Origin of the sequence: Pseudoroseomonas sp. WGS1072 (assembly GCF_049340465.1) — a bacterium.
GTDB lineage: Bacteria > Pseudomonadota > Alphaproteobacteria > Acetobacterales > Acetobacteraceae > Pseudoroseomonas.
Genome location: NZ_JBMPSU010000001.1, coordinates 1,311,858 through 1,327,742, shown reverse-complemented (window position 1 = coordinate 1,327,742; position 15,885 = coordinate 1,311,858). Strand labels below are relative to the sequence as shown.

The window sequence follows — 15,885 nt, the reverse complement described above, 5'->3', positions numbered from 1 at the left end:
CGCCGGTCCATCCTGTGGCGGAATTGTTCACCGGGCGGAAGAGGTGGTCAAACGCCCGGCCGCCGCCGAGGCTGCTTTCCCGCCGGCGGGAAACCCGGCACAAGCGGCGGCAGGATGTCCCCCGCCCCCCCCTTCTCCTGGCGCCGCTGGTCGCCGGCGCCCCTGGTGGGCGCCTCGCTCGGCCTGCATGCCGGCGGCCTCGCCGCGCTGGCGGCGCAGCCCGGCCTCTGGCCCTGGCTGGCGGGCGGCCTGCTGGCCAACCACGCGCTGCTGACCGCCGCCGGCATGGCGCCGCGCAACGGCTGGCTGGGCGCCAATCTGCGCCGCCTGCCGCCGGCCGGCGCGGCGCGCCGCCAGATCGCCCTGACCTTCGATGACGGGCCGGACCCGGCGGTGACCCCGGCGGTGCTCGACCTGCTGGAGCGCCACGGCGCGCGGGCCAGCTTCTTCGTCATCGGCGAGCGCGCCGCGCGGCATCCGGCGCTGCTGCGCGAGATGCGGCGGCGCGGCCACAGCATCGAGAACCACACCCACACCCATCCCCGCCATTTCGCGGCGCTCGGCCCCTTCGGCATGCGGCGCGAGGTGCTCTCGGCGCAGGCGGCGATCGGCGCGGCGCTCGGCGAGGCGCCGCGCCTGTTCCGCGCGCCGATGGGCCTGCGCAGCCCGCTGCTCGACCCGGTGCTGGCCGGGGCGGGGCTCGGCCTGGTCTCCTGGAGCCGGCGGGGGCTGGATGGCGCCAGCGGCGATGCCGGGCGCGTCGCCGCCCGGCTGGCCGCGCCGCGCGCCGGCGAGATCCTGCTGCTGCATGACGGCAATGCCCGGCGGGACGCGGCGGGGCGGCCCGTGGTGCTCGCCGTGCTGCCGGGTCTGCTGGGCGCCGTGGCCGCGGCCGGCCTCAGCGCCGTGCCGCTGCCCGAGACGCTGGTTCCCTCGCCAGGGCCCGCCGTGCCAGCAGCCGCGGCAGGCGGCCGAGGAAGCCCAGCATCAGGCGCAGGTGCATCCAGCTGAGCAGGGCATTGTCGCGCAGGTAGCGGAAATGCGAGACGCCGCCCTCCTCGGCGCTCAGGTAGCGCACGGGGACGGGAATGTTCACCGGCGGCACGCCGCGCCAGCAGAGCCGCACCGCCGCCTCGGCGTCGAAATCGTAGCGCCGCATCCAGATCTGCCGCCGCATCACCGCGCGCAGCGGCGCGATGGGATAGACTCGGAAGCCGAAGAGGGAATCCCCCACCCCCGCCCAGAGCGTCTCCAGATTGGTCCAGAAGTTGGAGATGCGCCGGCCGCGGACCCGCAGCATCGGCGCTTCCGGTCCGAAGAGGGGCAGGCCCAGCACCATCGCCTCCGGCCGCGCGGCGGAGGCGGCCATGAAGCCCGCGATGGCCCCGGCCGGATGCTGGCCGTCGGCATCCATCGCCAGCGCATGGGTGAAGCCGGCCGCGGCGGCCTGGTCCATCCCGTGCAGCAGCGCCGCGCCCTTGCCGCGGTTGCGCGGCAGGTGCAGCACGCGCAGCCCGGTGTCGTCGCGCGCCAGGGCGTCGAGCGCGGCGCCGGTGCCGTCGGTGCTGCCGTCCACCACCACCCAGACCGGGTTCCAGGCGGCGCGGGCGGCGCGCACCGTGCGCAGCACCAGCGGGCCGGTGTTGTAGCTCGGGATCAGCACCAGGTGGCTGCGCGAGGGGTGCGGCACGGCCCGCCTCAGGCCGGGTGCCGCACGGCGGAGCGGCGGCTGACCGCGGGCGGCGGCCCTGCCTGCGGCTGGGGGCCGGCCCCGGCCCCGGTGCCGGCTCCGGCCGGTTGCAGGGCCTGGCGCAGATGCGCCTCGACCCGCGCGCTCAGCGCCTCGCTCCCCTCCTGGGGGGCGAAGCGCGCGCCCAGCCGCAGCCGGTAGCGCAGCGGCAGCGGCGGCCGGCGCCAGGGCGACCAGCCCTTGCGCAGATAGGGGTTGTCGCTCTCGATCACCACGATCTGCACCGGCGCCCCGGCGCGGCGCGCGATGACCGCGAAGGAGCGCGAGAAGGGTCCGGGCGGCGGTGTCGGCTCCACCGCGCCGGGCCGGCGGGGCTCGCTCCGCGTGCCTTCCGGGAACACCAGGAGCTGGCGGCCCTCGCGCAGCTGTCCGGCGGCCTCGCGGATCATCCGCCCGCTGGCATCGTTGCGCACATAGCCGGCCAGGCGGACGCCGCCGCCGAGCAGCGGATTGCCCCAGAGCGAGGCCTTGGTGATGCAGGCGGCACGCGGCAGGCGGGAGAGCATCAGCACGGCATCCATCATCGAGGGGTGGTTGCAGGCGATGATCAGCCCGGCCTCGTCGCGCAGCGGATCGAGCGCCGAGGTGTCGACCCGCAGCAGCCCCGTGCCGCGCAGCAGGGCGAGATAAAGGCGGAAGCCGCCGGAGATGCCGGCCTGCCCCAGGCGCCGGCCGAAGCCCCGGCGGTGGCGCTCGGGCAGCAGCCAGTGCGCCACGCCCGCCGGCAGGCTCCAGGCCAGGCACATCCCCACGAAGAGGATGAGAAGGACCGGGAAGAGCAGCGGCGCGGCGAGGGGGCGCCCGGCCTCGTCCGGGGAGTCCCCCGGGGGTCCGCCGGGCGCGCGGGGATCGGGGCTGGCCAGGATTGACGTTCCTCTTGTCTTTGGGCCTGCTGGCGGCGCGGCCCAGCCTAGCCGAGGCGGTGCCAGGCGGTCCATCAGCCAACCGGGCAGCCAACCGGGCAGCCAACCAGGCCGCCGTGACCGCGCAGGAGGATGCCCGTGCCGCAGACCACGATCCCCCCGGAGGCCTCCTCGGAGGCCCCCCCGGATCTCGCCCCGCATGCCGTGCTGCCGCAGTATTACGGCATGGCGGAAGCCCGCGCCGGCTTCGTCCGCCGCCTCTTCGACGACACCGCCGCGCATTACGACCGCATCAACCGCGTCTTCTCGCTCGGCACCGGCGCCTGGTACCGGCGGCAGGCGCTGCGCCGCGCCGGCCTGCGCCCCGGGGACCGGGTGCTGGACGTGGCCACCGGCACCGGGCTGGTGGCGCGCGAGGCGGCGCGGCTGGCCGGCGCCGGCGGCCGTGTCACCGGCCTCGACCCCAGCGCCGGCATGCTGGCGGCGGCGCGGCGGGAGCTGCCGATCGGCCTCGTGCAGGGCCGCGCCGAGGCCCTTCCGCTGGCCGATGCCAGCGCCGACTTCCTCAGCATGGGCTATGCGTTGCGCCATGTGGCCGATCTCGGCATCGCCTTCGCCGAGTACCGCCGCGTGCTGCGCCCGGGCGGGCGGCTGCTGCTGCTGGAGATCGGCCGGCCGGAGGGGCGCCTGGGCCGGGCCCTGGCGCGCGCCTATCTGGGGCGGGTGGTGCCAGCACTCTGCCGCCTGACCGCCCCGCGGGGCCGTGACGACCTGCTGATGCGCTACTACTGGGACACGATCGAGGCCTGCGTCCCGGCGGAGACCATCCTGGCGCGGTTGCGCGCGGCCGGCTTCGAGGCGGTCGCCTGCGAGACCTCGCTCGGCCTGTTCAAGGCCTATACGGCGCGCCGGCCGGAGGCCGGGTGAGTCTCAGCCGATGACGGGCGCCTCCCCCGGCCAGGACCGCAGGACCAGGAGGCCACGGGCGATCGACTCGTCCAGCCCGTAGAAGCCGTCCGGGCCGCCGCCATGCAGCAGCAGGAGGTCCGGCCCGCCCGCCCGCACGAAAAAGCCCTCCCTCTCGTCCAGCCGGCCGCGGAAGACGGCATGCTGCCCCGGCTCCAGCAGGGCGGGATGAGCGCCGGCCCAGGTCGGCTCGGCCTGGGAAAGGCGCACCGTTTCCACCCGCTCCGCCGCCGCCTCCAGCGAGAGCCGCTCGCCCGCCTCGTAGTCGGTGATGATGTCGATGATACCGGTAAGCCGGTCGCCCTCGGAAACGAGGCCGTCATGGCCGCCATCGACCAGCACCATATTGCCGGGCCGCGCGGAGAAGCTGTCGCGGCCGCTGCCGCCGGTCATCACGGCGCCGATGTCGTCGGTGTAGAACAGGCTGTCGCCGGGGCTGTTCGCCTCCAGCACGTCGTCGCCGTCACCGCCATCCATCCGCGCCTGCCGCGTCCAGGCGATCAGGAGGTCGTCGCCGGCCTCGCCGAACAGGTCATTGCCATGCGTGCGGAAGCCATCCACGAAGAGCAGGTCGTTGCCGTCGCCGCCGCGGAGAAGGTTGCCGGAGCCGGAGATGGCGATCACGTCATTGCCGCTGTCGCCGAAGACGCGGTTGTTGAAGCTCGGGGCGGTGAAGAAGCCCATCTGGATCTCGTCGTCGCCCGTGCCGCCCGCGACATAGTTGCCGCCGCCCTGGACCTGGATGACGTCATTGCCGCCGCCGCCGAAGATGCTGCTGGCGCCCTCGAACAGGCCGGAGCCGGTCACCTCGATCCGGTCGTCGCCGCCGCGGCCCAGCACCAGCCAGCCGTCGCCCTCCAGCGTGATCCCGTCGGCGCAGTGGCTGCCGATCGCGACCGGCCCTTCCCAGCCCGCCCACCAGGCTTTCGGGCAACTCTCGGCGCCATCCTTCGCTCGTTGCATGCTGACTGTCCGGTTCGTTGGAGAAGGCGAACAATTCCTGACGGAAGCGCCCGTGTCGTCCCACGTTCGCGCGAGGCGCCGGTCCGTGCGAGGCAGTCTGGGCGCTTGCTTCGGCCGCGCCAGCCCTTACTGATGTCCTGTATGCCAACCACGGGGGAGAGGCGCCCTGTCCGCATCCGCATCCGCCGCCCGGAACCCGGGCGCGCCGCCGGCCCGGGACACCGACCCGCTGCCGCTGGAGCGGCGGGCTGTGCCGCCGGCGTCGGGCTTCAGCACCCGCGTCACCCCCTGCCGGGCCGGCACGCCTCTGCCCAGCCTGCTTCCGCTGGCGGAGCGCCCCGCATGATCCGGGCCGGCTGTAACCTGCCGGGCCTGGTCCTGGCCTGGGCGCTCGCCCTGGCCGTCGGCCGCGCCTCCGCCCAGGAGGCGGAACCGGGGATGGTCCCGGAGGCCGTTACCGGCGCGGCCATGCAAGCGGCGCGCGAGGTCAGGCTGCCGAAGTTCGAGGCCGGGCTGGCCGCCGGCGCCGGCTGGCTGCCGGACTATCCGGCCGCCGGGCAGAACCATTTCCAGGGTCTGGCCTTCCCCTACCTGATCTATCGCGGCGAGATCCTGCGCAGCGACGGCCAGGGGGTGCGCGGCCGCTTCTACAATGACGAGGCGATCGGCCTCGACCTCAGCTTCTCCGGCGCCTTCCCCTCCTCGTCGAGGGACAACCGGGCGCGCGAGGGCATGCCGGATCTCGACTGGCAGGGCGAGGTCGGCCCCTCGCTGCGCATCACCCTCTGGCGCGACCCGGCGCGGCCGCAGCGGCTGAACCTGGAACTGCCGCTGCGCGCGGTCTTCTCCACCGACCTGTCCTCGGTCCGCTACCGCGGGCTGACCTTCTCGCCCGAGCTGGCCTATGAGCGCCGCGCCCTGGCGCGCGAGGGCGACCGTTTCCGGATCGGCCTCGGCCCGGTCTTCGCCACCGACCGGATGATGGACTACTTCTATCGCGTCGAGCCGCGCTACGTCCGGGCCGACCGCCCGGCCTATGACGCGGAGGGCGGCTATCTCGGCACGCGGATGCAGTTCTCCTACCGCTTCCCGCTGACCGGGCGGCTCTCGGCGGTGGCCGGCGGGCGGGTGGAATCCTTCCACGGCGCCCGCAACGAGGACAGCCCGCTGTTCCGCCGCGACTGGAACCTGAGCGCGGCGCTGGGCCTCTCCTGGTCGCTCTACCGCTCCGAGGCCAGCGTCGCCTCCAGCGCCAGTCCGTTCGACTGAGGGCTGCTGGCCACCGGCCGATTGCGGCGCGGAACGGCATCAGCGGAGCCATTTTCTTGCCGGGAAGGCGAAGGAATCCTGTTTCGGAGACAAAGCCGCGGCGGTATTTCGCCCCTTGCGGCAAGGCCGCCCTGCTGGGATGCAGGCGGATGGCATCTGGCCTGGGCACCGGCAGGGAGGCACCCCGTGACGTCCACGATCGAGAATTCCGGTGAGGGCCAGGCGGCGCGGGCGCTGGAGCCCGAGGTGGCGGCGCTGATCGTCGAGGCGCTGCACCTGGAGATGGAGCCCGGCGAGATCGACCCCGAGGCCCCCCTCTTCGGCGAGGGCCTGGGCCTCGATTCCATCGACGCGCTGGAGATCGCGCTCGCCATCTCGCGGCGCTACGGCTTCCAGCTCCGCTCGGACGATGAGCGCAATGGCCAGATCTTCGCCTCGCTCCGCAATCTCTGCGCGCATGTCCAGAGGAACCGCCAGGCTTGACGCCCGGCGGGGCCGGACCATGCCGGGCGCGCTGATCCCCGCCCTGCTCCTGGCCGCCGCCGCGCTCGGCGCGCGGCTCCTGGGCTGGCACGGGGCGACGCTGCTCCTCGGCCTCGGGGCGCTGGGGATGGCCATGGGCCGGCGCTGGCCGGCACGGTTGGCCGGCGCCGGCGCCCTGGCGCTGACGGGCCTCGGGCTGCTCGCGGCGGGCGCGGCGCGCGGCGTGGCGCCGGCGGCGCTGCTGCCCCTGCTGCCGGCGCTCGGGCTGCTGATGCTCTCGGCGCGCTTCGCCGCCACCCTGCTGCCCGGGCGTGAGCCGCTGATCACCCACTACACCCGCTTCGACTTCGGCCGCCTGCCGCCGGAATGCGCCGGCTACACCCGTCGGCTGACCGGCTTCTGGGCCGCGCTGCTGGCGCTGGCCGCGCCGCTTCAGGCCGCGGCGCCGCTCGCCGGGCTGGCGCCGGGCGCGGTGGCGGCGGCGGGCTCGGCGCTGATGCTCGGCCTGTTCCTCGCGGAGCACGCGCTGCGCGACCGCTGCTTCCCGCATCTCGGCCCGGCCACGCCGGCCCGCACGCTGCGGGCCATCATCGCCGCCCACCGGGACACCGCCCACCGGGACACCGCCCACCGGGACATCGCTGCGGAGGCGAGCGCCGCCGGGAGCATCCGCCATGTCTGACATCGCCCTCCCGCTGACCGACCGGGCGCCGGAGGCCATCCTGTTCCGCCGCGGCGCCGAGGCCATCACCGTCCGCCGCTTCCTGGCCGAGGTCGCTGTGCTGGCGGCGCGGCTGCCCGACCGGCCGCATGTGCTGAACCTCTGCGCCGATCGCTACAACGCGCTGCTCGGCCTCGCCGCCGCGCTCAGCCGGGGGCAGGTGATGCTGCTCTCCGCCGACCGCACGGAGCGCCGCCAGCGCGAGATCGCCGCCCTCTACCCCGGCCTCTACCCGATGGCCGACGCGGTGCAGGACGACCCGGCCTGGGCGGTGCCCGAGGGCGCCATCCGCGTCGGCGGCGAGGCCGGCGCCGGCCTCGCGGTTCTGCCCAATCCGCTGATCCCGGCCGGGCGCGTCGCCATCATCGGCTTCACCTCCGGCAGCACCGGCCAGCCGGGGGCGCATCCGAAGCCCTGGGGCGCGCTGGTCGCCGCCAGCCGCGCCGCCGCCGCGCGCTTCGGGCTGGAGCGGCCGGCGGGGGAGAGCGGCGCGGCCACGCTGGTCGCCACCGTGCCGGCGCAGCACATGTACGGCTTCGAGACCACCCTCGCCCTGCCGCTGCACGCGGCGACGGCCAGCCATGCCGGGCCCTTCTTCTACCCCGTGGAGGTGGCCGAGGCGCTGCACGCCGCGCCCACCCCCCGCCTGCTGGTCACCACGCCCCTGCAGATGCGCGCCCTGCTGCGCTCCGGCGCCGCCCTGCCGCCGCTGCGCGCCGTGATCTCCGCAACCGCCCCGCTCGACCCCGACCTCGCGCGCGAGGCCGAGGCCGCCTGGTCCACCGAGGTGCTGGAGATCTACGGCGCCACCGAGATGGGCTCGATCGCCAGCCGCCGCACCGTGGAGGGCGAGGCCTGGCACCTCTACGACAGCGTCGCGCTGCGGCCCGTGGAGGCGCCGGCCGATGCGGCGGACGGGGCGGGCGGGCGGATGGAGGCGCTGGTCGCCGGGATGCCCGGCCCGGTGCCGCTGGCCGATGCCGTGACCCTGGCGGCGGGCGGCCGTGCCTTCCGCCTGCTCGGCCGCCATGCCGATATCGTCAAGCTGGGCGGCAAGCGCGTCTCGCTCGCCAGCCTGAACCGGCTGCTGCAGGCGGTGCCGGGGGTGGAGGACGGCGTCTTCCTCGTGCCCGAGGATCTCGACCGCAATCCGGCGGCGCGGCTGCTGGCCTTCGCCGTGGCGCCGGGGATGAGCGGCGCGGCCGTGCTGGCGGCGCTGCGCGGGCAGGTCGATCCGGTGTTCCTGCCGCGCGGCGTGACCCTGCTGCCCGCCCTGCCGCGCGACCGGGTGGGCAAGCTGCCGGCCGCGGCCCTGGCGGCGCTGCGCCGGCGCCAGGCGGAACAGGCATGAGCGCGGAGATCCGCTTCCTCTTCCGGCTGCCTGCCGGGCATCCCTGCCTGCCGGGGCATTTTCCCGGCCGCCCCCTGGTGCCGGGCGTGGTGTTGCTGGACGCCGTGCTGGAGCGGCTCGGGGCGGCGGCGGGGGGCCGTGTGGCGCGGCTGCTGCGCGCCAAGTTCAGCGCGCCGGTGGCGCCGGAGGAGGCGGTCGAGGTGGTGCTGTGGCCCGCCGCGCCCGGCCGCTTCGCCTTCCGCTGCCACAGCGGCGCGGCGCTGGTGCTGGCCGGCGAGGCGGCGGTGGCGCCCCTGGCCGGGCCGGCATGAGCTGGCGCGAGCAGCGCGAGCGCGGCAGTGCTGCGGCGCTGCGGCTGATGGGCTGGATCATCACCCGCCTCGGCTGGCGCGTCGCCTATGCGCTGCTCTACCCCATCACCGCCTATTTCTTCCTCTCGGCCCCGCGGCAGCGCGCCGCCGGCCGCGCCTTCCTGCGCCGCGCGCTGGGGCGCGAGCCGCGCCTGACGGAACGGTTCCGCCAGTTCCTCACCTTCTCCGCCACCCTGCTCGACCGGGTCTTCCTGCTCGACGGGCGCCGCGCCGGCTATACCATCGAGGTCACCGGCCTCGACCTGCTGAACCGGCACATCGCCGAGGGGCGCGGCTGCATCCTGCTCGGCGCGCATATCGGCAGCTTCGACGCCATGCGCGCGGTGGCCGATACCGGCTGCCCGGTGGAGGTGATGGCGCTGATGCATGGCGACCATGCCGCGATCAGCGCCGACTTCTTCTCCCGCTGGGGCCGCGGCACGGCGAGCGACGTCGTCTCCCTCGGCCGGCCCGATGCCATGCTGCGGGCCAAGGAGTGCCTGGAGCGCGGCGGGCTGGTCGGCATCCTGGCCGACCGCAACCCGACGCGCAGCAGGGTCACGCGCGTGCCCTTCCTCGGCCGCGAGGCCGCCTTCCCCGAGGGGCCGCATATCCTGGCCGGGGTGCTGGACGCGCCGGTGATGATCGCCTTCGCGGTCTGGACCGGGCCGCGCCGCTACGAGGTGCATTTCCAGCCCTTCGCCGAGCGCATCGCGCTCGACCGCCGCGACCGCCGGGCGGCACTGGCCCTGGCGGCGCGGCGCTACGCCGAACGGATCGAGGCGGTGGCCCGCGCCTTCCCCTACAACTGGTTCAACTTCTACGACTTCTGGGAGGAGATGGAGGCATGAGCTCGCCGCGCCGCCGCGCTCTCCTGGCCTTGGCCCTGGCCCTGGTGCTGCCCGCTCCCCCCGCCCTGGCCGCGCCGCTGACGCTGGAGGGGGCCATGGCCGCGCTGGCGGCCGAGCCCGGCGGCACCGCCTCGTTCACCGAGGAGAAGGCGATCCCGCAGCTCGACATCCCGCTCCCGAGCAGCGGCACCCTGTCCTGGACCCCGCCCGACCGGCTGGAGAAGCACACCACCTTCCCGGAGGAGGAGATCCTGCGCGCCGATGGCGACCGGCTGCTCTTCGCGCAGCCCGGCCGCGGCATCCGGCGCGAGCTGAGCCTCGACCAGTCGCCCGAGATCCGACCCCTGGTGGAATCCGTCCGCGCCACCCTGGCGGGCGACCTGCCGGTGCTGCGGCGGTACTTCGAGATCGATTTCCGGCCGGAGGGCGAGGCGGGGCGGTGGCGCATGGTGCTGACGCCGCTCTCGGCCCGGCTGCGCGTCGCGGTGCAGGGGATCGAGATCACCGGCCAGGGCGGCGGCCTGCGCCACGTCGTGACCCGGGCCAGCGAGGGCGTGACGCGGCTCGCCATTACGCCGCGCCCATGAGCCGGCAGGCTCCGCCGCCGCGGCGCCCGGCGGCGTCGTGAGGCGGCTTCTCCTCGTCCTGCTGGCGCTGGCGCTGCTCGGCCTCGGCCTGTCGCGGCTGGTCGCCTTCCGGGCGGAGCTGACCGATCTGCTGCCTCCGGCCCGTGGCCCGGCCACCACCTTCCTGCTCGGCGAGCTGCGGAATGGCGCCGCCACCACGCTGATGCTGGCGGCCATCGAGGGCGCGCCGGAGCCGGAGCTGGCCCGGCTCAGCCGCGACCTGGGCGAGGCGCTGCGCCAATCCGGCCGGTTCTCCTTCGTCGGCAACGGCGCGCAGGATTTCAGCGAGGCGGAGCGGGATCTGCTCTTCCGCTACCGCTACCTGCTCTCGGCGGCGACGGCACCGCCGCTCTTCGAGGCGCCCGCGCTGCGCGCCGGGATGGAGCGGCTGCTGGCCGGGCTGCGCTCGGCGGCCGCGCCGCTCGTGGCGCGCTTCGGCTTCGCCGACCCGGCCGGCGTCTTCCTCGACACCATGCGCGGCTGGCTCGGCGAGAGCCGGGTGGAGCTGCGGCACGGCGTCTGGTTCGCCGGGACCGGGCAGGAGGGAGCCGGACAGGACGGGGCCGGTCCGCCGCGCGCCCTGCTGCTGGCCCGCCTGGCGGGGACGGGCAGCGACACCGAGGCGCAGGCCGCCGCCATGGCGGTGTTCCACGAGGCTTTCACCAGGGCCGGCCGTGGGGCCGGACCGGGCGAGGCGCGGCTGCTGCTGAGCGGGCCGGGCGTCTTCGCCGCCGAGGCGGCGGCGGCGGTGCGCGCCGATGTCGAGATGATCGCGCTGCTCTCCGGCCTGCTGATCCTGGGCTTCCTGCTCTGGCGCTTCCGCTCGGCGCTGGTGCTGGCGGCGGTAGCCGTGCCGCTGCTGGCCGGCATGCTGGCCGGCCTCGCCGCCGTGGCCGCCTGGCACGGCGCCGTGCATGGCGCCGCCTTCGGCTTCGGCATGACGATGCTGGGGGTGGTGGTGGACTACCCGCTGCTGCTGCTCGGCCAGCGCCGGCCGAAGGGGGAGGGCGAGGAGGAGGCGGTGGCGGGCGCGGCGCGGCGCATCGCCCCGAGCCTGCTGCTGGCGGCGGGCAGCGCGGCGCTGGGCTTGACCGCCATGCTGGCCTCCGACGTCCCGCTGCTGCGCCAGCTCGGGCTGTTCGGCGCCGCCGGCCTGCTGGCCGGTGTGGCGGTGACGCGCTGGCTCCTGCCAAGCCTGCTGCCCGCCACGCCGCCGCCGCTGCGGCCCCTGCCGGGACCGGTCCTGGCGGCGCTGGCGCCGCTGCGCGGCCGGCGCCGCCTGCTGCTGGCCGCGCCCCTGGCCGGCCTGGCGCTGCTGGCGACGGGCGGCCCGCGCTGGGAGGACGATCTCGCCCGCCTCAGCCCGGTGCCGGAGGCGCAGCGGGCGCTGGATGCGGAGCTGCGCGGCCAGCTCGGCGCGCCGGACGTGAATCTCCTGGTGGCCTTCACGGCGCCGGACGCCGAGGCCGTGCTGCGCCTGTCCGAGCGGATCGACGCCGCCCTGGCGCCGCTGGTCGCACGCGGCGCCCTGGCCGGCTTCGATTCGCCCAGCCGCTACCTGCCCAGCGCCGCGACCCAGCGCGCGCGCCAGGCGGCGCTGCCCGCGCCGGAGAGCCTGCGGGCCAGGCTGGCCGAGGCGGCGGCCGGGCTGCCCTTCCGGCCCGACGCCTTCCGCCCCTTCCTGGACGGGCTGGCCGAGAGCCGCGCCCTGCCGCCGCTGACGGTCGCGGATCTGGCGGCGGCGCCGGTGCTCGCCGCCCGCCTCAGCCCGATGCTGGCGCCGCGCGGCGCGGCCTGGCAGGGCCTGGTCATCCCGGCCGGGGTGCGCGATCCGGCGGCGCTGCGCCAGGCGCTGACGGCGCTCGGCGAACCGGCGATCCTGTTCATCGACGTCAAGGCGGAGACCACGGGGCTGGTGCTGGCCGCCAGCCGCGAGGCGCTGTTCTGGGCGGCGGCCGGCGCGCTCGGCGTGCTGGCCCTGCTGGCCCTCGGGTTGCGCGGCGGCGGGCCGCTCGCGGCGCTGCGCCGTGGCGCCCCGATCCTGGCCGCCCTGCTGGTGACCCTGGCGGCCCTCGCCCTGCTGGACCAGCGGCTGACACCCTTCCATCTCGCGGCGCTGCTGTTGTCGGCGGGGGTGGGGATCGACTATGCGCTGTTCCTGGCCCGGCCGGCACGGGACCCGGCGGAGGCGCGGCGCGGCCTGGAGGCGGTGCTGACCTGCGCCGTCACCACGCTGCTCACCTTCGGCCTGCTGGCCCTCTGCGCCACGCCGGTGCTGCGCGGCATCGGGCTGACGGTGGCGATCGGCGTGACCGCCGCCTTCCTGCTCTCCCTGGCCCTGGCGCCTCGCCCGGCGCGCTGAACTGCCCGCGATCCCATATCTGCCCGCAATCCCATATCTGACGGTGTGATGCTGGACCGAACGACCACCTCCCGCCCCGATCCGGGCTTCGCGCCCCTGGCCATCACCGCCTTCTCGGCGGTCAGCGCCATGGGCCATGGCCTCGCCGCCACCCGGGCGGCCCTGCTGGAGCGGCAGGGGGGACTGCGGCCGGCGCAGGACCCGGAGGATGCCGGCCTGCCGGACGGGATCTGGGTCGGCCGGGTGCCGGGCCTCGATCTGGTCGCCCTGCCGGCCGACCTCGCCCGCTACGACTGCCGCAACAACCGCCTGGCCGAGATGGCGCTGCAGGCGGACGGCTTCGCCGCGGCCGTGGCGGCGGCACGGGCGCGGCACGGGGCGGCGCGTGTCGCCGTGGTGCTCGGCACCAGCACCGCCGGCATCGCCCAGACCGAGGCGGCCTACCGCCGCCGCGCCGGCGGCGCCCTGCCGGCGGATTTCGACTTCGGCGGCACGCACGACCTCTACGCCCTGCCGCGCTACCTCCGCGCCCGGCTCGGCCTGCGGGGCCCGGCGCTCACCGTCTCCACCGCCTGCACCTCGGGCGCGCGCAGCCTGCTGGAGGCGGCGGCCCTGCTGCGCGCGGACGTGGCCGACGCGGTGGTGGCGGGTGGCGTCGACACCCTCTGCCGCATGACGCTGCAGGGCTTCAACGCCCTCTCCCTGCTGGCGCGCGGCCCTTGCCGCCCCTGCGCCGCCGACCGCGACGGCATCACCATCGGCGAGGCCGCGGGGCTGCTGCTGCTGGAACGCGCCCCGGCGCCCGGTACCCTGGCCCTGCTCGGTGCCGGGGCCAGCAGCGACGGCCACCACATGTCCTCGCCGCAGCCCGAGGGGCTGGGTGCCCAGGCCGCCATGCACGCCGCGCTGGCCACCGCCGGCCTGCCACCGGCGGCGGTGGACTACATCAACCTGCACGGCACCGGCACCCGCGCCAACGACGCTATGGAGGACCGCGCGGTGGCCGCCCTGTTCGGCTCCACCGTGCCCTGCTCCTCCACCAAGGGCTGGAGCGGCCATACCCTCGGCGCCTCGGGCGCGCTGGAGGCGGTGGTATCCCTGCTCTGCATCGAGGAGGGGCTGATCCCCGGCTGTCTCGGCGTGGCGGCGGTGGACCCCGGCTTCCGCGCCGATGTCGCGTCGGACAACCGGCGGCGGCCGGTCGGGCGCGTTCTCAGCAACTCCTTCGGCTTCGGCGGCAGCAATTGCAGCCTGCTGCTCGGGCTGGCCGCCTGATGCCGCGCTGCTGGATCGAGGGGGCGGCCGTGCTCGGCCCCGGCCTGCCGGGATGGCCGGCGAGCCGGGCCATCCTGACGGGCGAGGCGCCCTGGCTGGAGGCGCCGACCCTGGTGCCGCCGCCCGCCCTGCTGGCCGCCACCGAGCGGCGGCGCGCCAGCCTGGTGGTGCGGCTCGCCCTGGCGGCGGCGGCGGAGGCGATCGCCGCGGCCGGGCGGGAGGCGGCGGCGCTGGACAGCCTCTTCGCCAGCTCGAACGGCGATGGCGGTGTGGTGGGCGCCATCCTGGAGGCGCTCGCCACGCCGGGCGGCGATGTCTCGCCGACGCAGTTCCACAACTCCGTGCACAATGCGGCGGCCGGCTACTGGAGCATCGGCGCCGGGGCGCGGCTCGGCTCGGTCAGCATCGGCTGCCATGACGACACCTGGCCGGCCGGGCTGCTGCAGGGGGTGGCGCAGGTCGCCGCCTGGGGCCGGCCGCTGCTTCTCTGCGGCTATGACGCGCCGCTGCCGGAGCCCCTGGCCGCCGTCCGCCCCACCGCCATCCCCTTCGCCACCGCCCTGGTCCTGGCGCCGGAGCCTGGGCCGCGCAGCCTGGCCGCCATCGAGGTGGCGCATGGCGGGCCGCTGCCGCCGGAGGTCCAGCCCGGGCCGTTGCGCCGCGCGCTGGAAGGCGCCAACCCGATCGCGCGCGCGCTGCCCCTGCTGGAGGCGCTGGCGGCGGGCCGCCCGGCGCGGATCGGCTGGCCGCTGCTGGACGGGCTGGCCATCACCCTGCGCCTGGAGCCCTGCCATGCGGCGTGACGCCATCCTGGCCCTGGTGCCGCACCAGGGCGCCATGTGCCTGCTCGACCGCGTGGAGAGCTGGACGGCGGACCGCATCCTCTGCCGCGCCGCCTCGCACCGCGCGGCGGACCATCCGCTGCGGCGGGGCGGCCTGCTGCCGGCGGTGTGCGGTGTCGAATACGCGCTGCAGGCCATGGCCCTGCACGGCGCGCTGAGCGGGGATTCGGAAGGCGGGGCACGGGCCAGCCGGCCGGGCTACCTGGCCAGCCTGCGCGGCCTCGACCTGGCGGTGGACCGGCTGGACGACATCGCCGGCGACCTCGCCATCGAGGCGGTCGCCCTGGCGCGCGAGGCACGCGGCTTCACCTATGCCTTCAGCATCGCCGAAGGGGGCCGGACCCTGCTCGCCGGCCAGGCCACGGTCATCCTGCCGCCGGAGGCCGGGGCGTGAGGCGGGCTCTTGTCACCGGGGCGGGCAGCCCGCTCGGCGCCGCCATTGCCCGCCGCCTCGCCGGGGAGGGGCTGCATCTGCTGCTGCATGCCCATGCGAACCGGGCCGGCGTGGCGGCGCTGGCGGCGGAGATCACGGCCTCGGGCGGCGCGGCCGAGGCGCTGGCCTTCGACCTCACCGATGCCGCCGCGACGGCCGGCGCCCTGGCGGCGGTGCTGGAGGGCGGGCCGGTGCAGGTGCTGGTGCACAATGCCGGCACCCATGCCGACGCGCCCATGGCCGGGATGAGCGCGGCGCAGTGGCACGGTGTCATCGACGTCTCGCTGAACGGCTTCTTCCATGCGGCGCAGCCGCTGCTGCTGCCGATGATCGGCACGCGCTGGGGCAGGATCGTGGCCATCAGCTCGGTCTCGGCGATCATGGGCAACCGGGGGCAGGCGAACTACGCGGCGGCCAAGGCGGGGCTCGGCGGCGCCGTCCGGTCGCTGGCGCTGGAATGCGCGCCGCGCGGCGTCACGGTGAACGCGGTGGCGCCGGGCGTGATCGAGAGCCCGGCGGTGGCGGCGGCGATGACGCCCGAGCAGGTGCGCGCCCTGGTGCCGGCCCGGCGCGCCGGCAGGCCGGAGGAGGTGGCCGAGCTGGTCGCCTTCCTGGCCTCCGACCGCGCCGCCTACATCACCGGCCAGACCATCTCGATCAATGGCGGGCTGGCCTAGGGAGAGATCCCCTGCAACTTGTTGGTTGTGCCGGATTGATACCGCGTCGCTGCATCGCCCGGGCGTATAGCCCTGGCTTCGGCACGCGGATCTTCCCTCGGTG

Annotated in this window: 17 protein-coding genes; 14 read left to right on the top strand and 3 right to left on the bottom strand. The window is 76.0% G+C overall.

Annotation, left to right across the window (positions count from 1 at the left end):
• The first annotated feature begins 114 nt into the window (after positions 1 to 114).
• Positions 115 to 1,011 (top strand): polysaccharide deacetylase family protein, encoded by an 897-nt coding sequence (locus tag ACF3NH_RS06330; protein ID WP_422922262.1) that lies wholly within the window; start codon positions 115 to 117, stop codon positions 1,009 to 1,011.
• Here ACF3NH_RS06330 and ACF3NH_RS06325 read toward each other — a convergent pair.
• Positions 899 to 1,690 (bottom strand): glycosyltransferase family 2 protein, encoded by a 792-nt coding sequence (locus ACF3NH_RS06325; protein WP_198367144.1) that lies wholly within the window; start codon positions 1,688 to 1,690, stop codon positions 899 to 901. The two genes, ACF3NH_RS06330 and ACF3NH_RS06325, sit on opposite strands and share 113 nt — an antisense overlap.
• An 8-nt stretch (positions 1,691 to 1,698) precedes the next feature.
• Complete coding sequence (locus ACF3NH_RS06320; protein WP_422924729.1) at positions 1,699 to 2,496, bottom strand: lysophospholipid acyltransferase family protein; 798 nt, start codon at positions 2,494 to 2,496, stop codon at positions 1,699 to 1,701.
• A 255-nt stretch (positions 2,497 to 2,751) separates the two neighbouring features.
• Here ACF3NH_RS06320 and ACF3NH_RS06315 point away from each other — a divergent pair, with 255 nt between their 5' ends.
• Entirely contained in the window at positions 2,752 to 3,540 is a 789-nt protein-coding gene (locus ACF3NH_RS06315) for a class I SAM-dependent methyltransferase (RefSeq protein ID WP_422922261.1), read from the top strand.
• Between the two features lie 3 nt (positions 3,541 to 3,543).
• Here ACF3NH_RS06315 and ACF3NH_RS06310 read toward each other — a convergent pair whose 3' ends face one another.
• Positions 3,544 to 4,542, bottom strand: a complete 999-nt coding sequence (locus ACF3NH_RS06310) for a calcium-binding protein (RefSeq protein WP_422922260.1) — start codon at positions 4,540 to 4,542, stop codon at positions 3,544 to 3,546.
• Between the two features lie 342 nt (positions 4,543 to 4,884).
• Here ACF3NH_RS06310 and ACF3NH_RS06305 point away from each other — a divergent pair, with 342 nt between their 5' ends.
• From ACF3NH_RS06305 to fabG, 12 genes are all read left to right on the top strand, one after another.
• On the top strand, positions 4,885 to 5,811 hold the full coding sequence (locus ACF3NH_RS06305; RefSeq protein WP_422922259.1) for a MipA/OmpV family protein: 927 nt from the start codon (positions 4,885 to 4,887) through the stop codon (positions 5,809 to 5,811).
• Positions 5,812 to 5,997: 186 nt separating this feature from the next.
• Positions 5,998 to 6,294: a phosphopantetheine-binding protein gene (locus ACF3NH_RS06300; RefSeq protein ID WP_370592032.1), complete on the top strand. Its 297-nt coding sequence runs from the start codon at positions 5,998 to 6,000 to the stop codon at positions 6,292 to 6,294.
• Between the two features lie 19 nt (positions 6,295 to 6,313).
• The gene (locus tag ACF3NH_RS06295) at positions 6,314 to 6,976 is read left to right on the top strand and encodes a hypothetical protein (protein WP_422922258.1); all 663 of its coding nucleotides are present in this window, start codon (positions 6,314 to 6,316) and stop codon (positions 6,974 to 6,976) included.
• Complete coding sequence (locus tag ACF3NH_RS06290) at positions 6,969 to 8,366, top strand: AMP-binding protein (RefSeq protein ID WP_422922257.1); 1,398 nt, start codon at positions 6,969 to 6,971, stop codon at positions 8,364 to 8,366. Before ACF3NH_RS06295 ends, ACF3NH_RS06290 begins: the two co-directional genes overlap by 8 nt.
• Positions 8,363 to 8,677 carry a hypothetical protein gene (locus ACF3NH_RS06285; RefSeq protein ID WP_198367151.1) on the top strand — a complete coding sequence of 105 codons (315 nt, stop codon included), beginning with the start codon at positions 8,363 to 8,365 and terminating at the stop codon, positions 8,675 to 8,677. Before ACF3NH_RS06290 ends, ACF3NH_RS06285 begins: the two co-directional genes overlap by 4 nt.
• Positions 8,674 to 9,567: an LpxL/LpxP family acyltransferase gene (locus tag ACF3NH_RS06280; RefSeq protein WP_198367152.1), complete on the top strand. Its 894-nt coding sequence runs from the start codon at positions 8,674 to 8,676 to the stop codon at positions 9,565 to 9,567. The genes ACF3NH_RS06285 and ACF3NH_RS06280 overlap by 4 nt, the downstream gene beginning before the upstream one ends.
• Complete coding sequence (locus ACF3NH_RS06275; protein WP_422922256.1) at positions 9,564 to 10,154, top strand: outer membrane lipoprotein carrier protein LolA; 591 nt, start codon at positions 9,564 to 9,566, stop codon at positions 10,152 to 10,154. The genes ACF3NH_RS06280 and ACF3NH_RS06275 overlap by 4 nt, the downstream gene beginning before the upstream one ends.
• Positions 10,155 to 10,191: 37 nt before the next feature.
• Complete coding sequence (locus ACF3NH_RS06270) at positions 10,192 to 12,555, top strand: MMPL family transporter (protein ID WP_422922254.1); 2,364 nt, start codon at positions 10,192 to 10,194, stop codon at positions 12,553 to 12,555.
• A 48-nt stretch (positions 12,556 to 12,603) separates the two neighbouring features.
• Positions 12,604 to 13,830 carry a beta-ketoacyl-ACP synthase gene (locus ACF3NH_RS06265; RefSeq protein WP_422922253.1) on the top strand — a complete coding sequence of 409 codons (1,227 nt, stop codon included), beginning with the start codon at positions 12,604 to 12,606 and terminating at the stop codon, positions 13,828 to 13,830.
• Positions 13,830 to 14,633 (top strand): beta-ketoacyl synthase chain length factor, encoded by an 804-nt coding sequence (locus tag ACF3NH_RS06260; protein ID WP_422922252.1) that lies wholly within the window; start codon positions 13,830 to 13,832, stop codon positions 14,631 to 14,633. The genes ACF3NH_RS06265 and ACF3NH_RS06260 overlap by 1 nt, the downstream gene beginning before the upstream one ends.
• Positions 14,623 to 15,066, top strand: a complete 444-nt coding sequence (locus ACF3NH_RS06255) for a phosphotransferase (protein ID WP_422922251.1) — start codon at positions 14,623 to 14,625, stop codon at positions 15,064 to 15,066. Before ACF3NH_RS06260 ends, ACF3NH_RS06255 begins: the two co-directional genes overlap by 11 nt.
• The gene (gene fabG / locus ACF3NH_RS06250; RefSeq protein WP_198367158.1) at positions 15,063 to 15,782 is read left to right on the top strand and encodes a 3-oxoacyl-ACP reductase FabG; all 720 of its coding nucleotides are present in this window, start codon (positions 15,063 to 15,065) and stop codon (positions 15,780 to 15,782) included. Before ACF3NH_RS06255 ends, fabG begins: the two co-directional genes overlap by 4 nt.
• Positions 15,783 to 15,885: the final 103 nt, after the last annotated feature.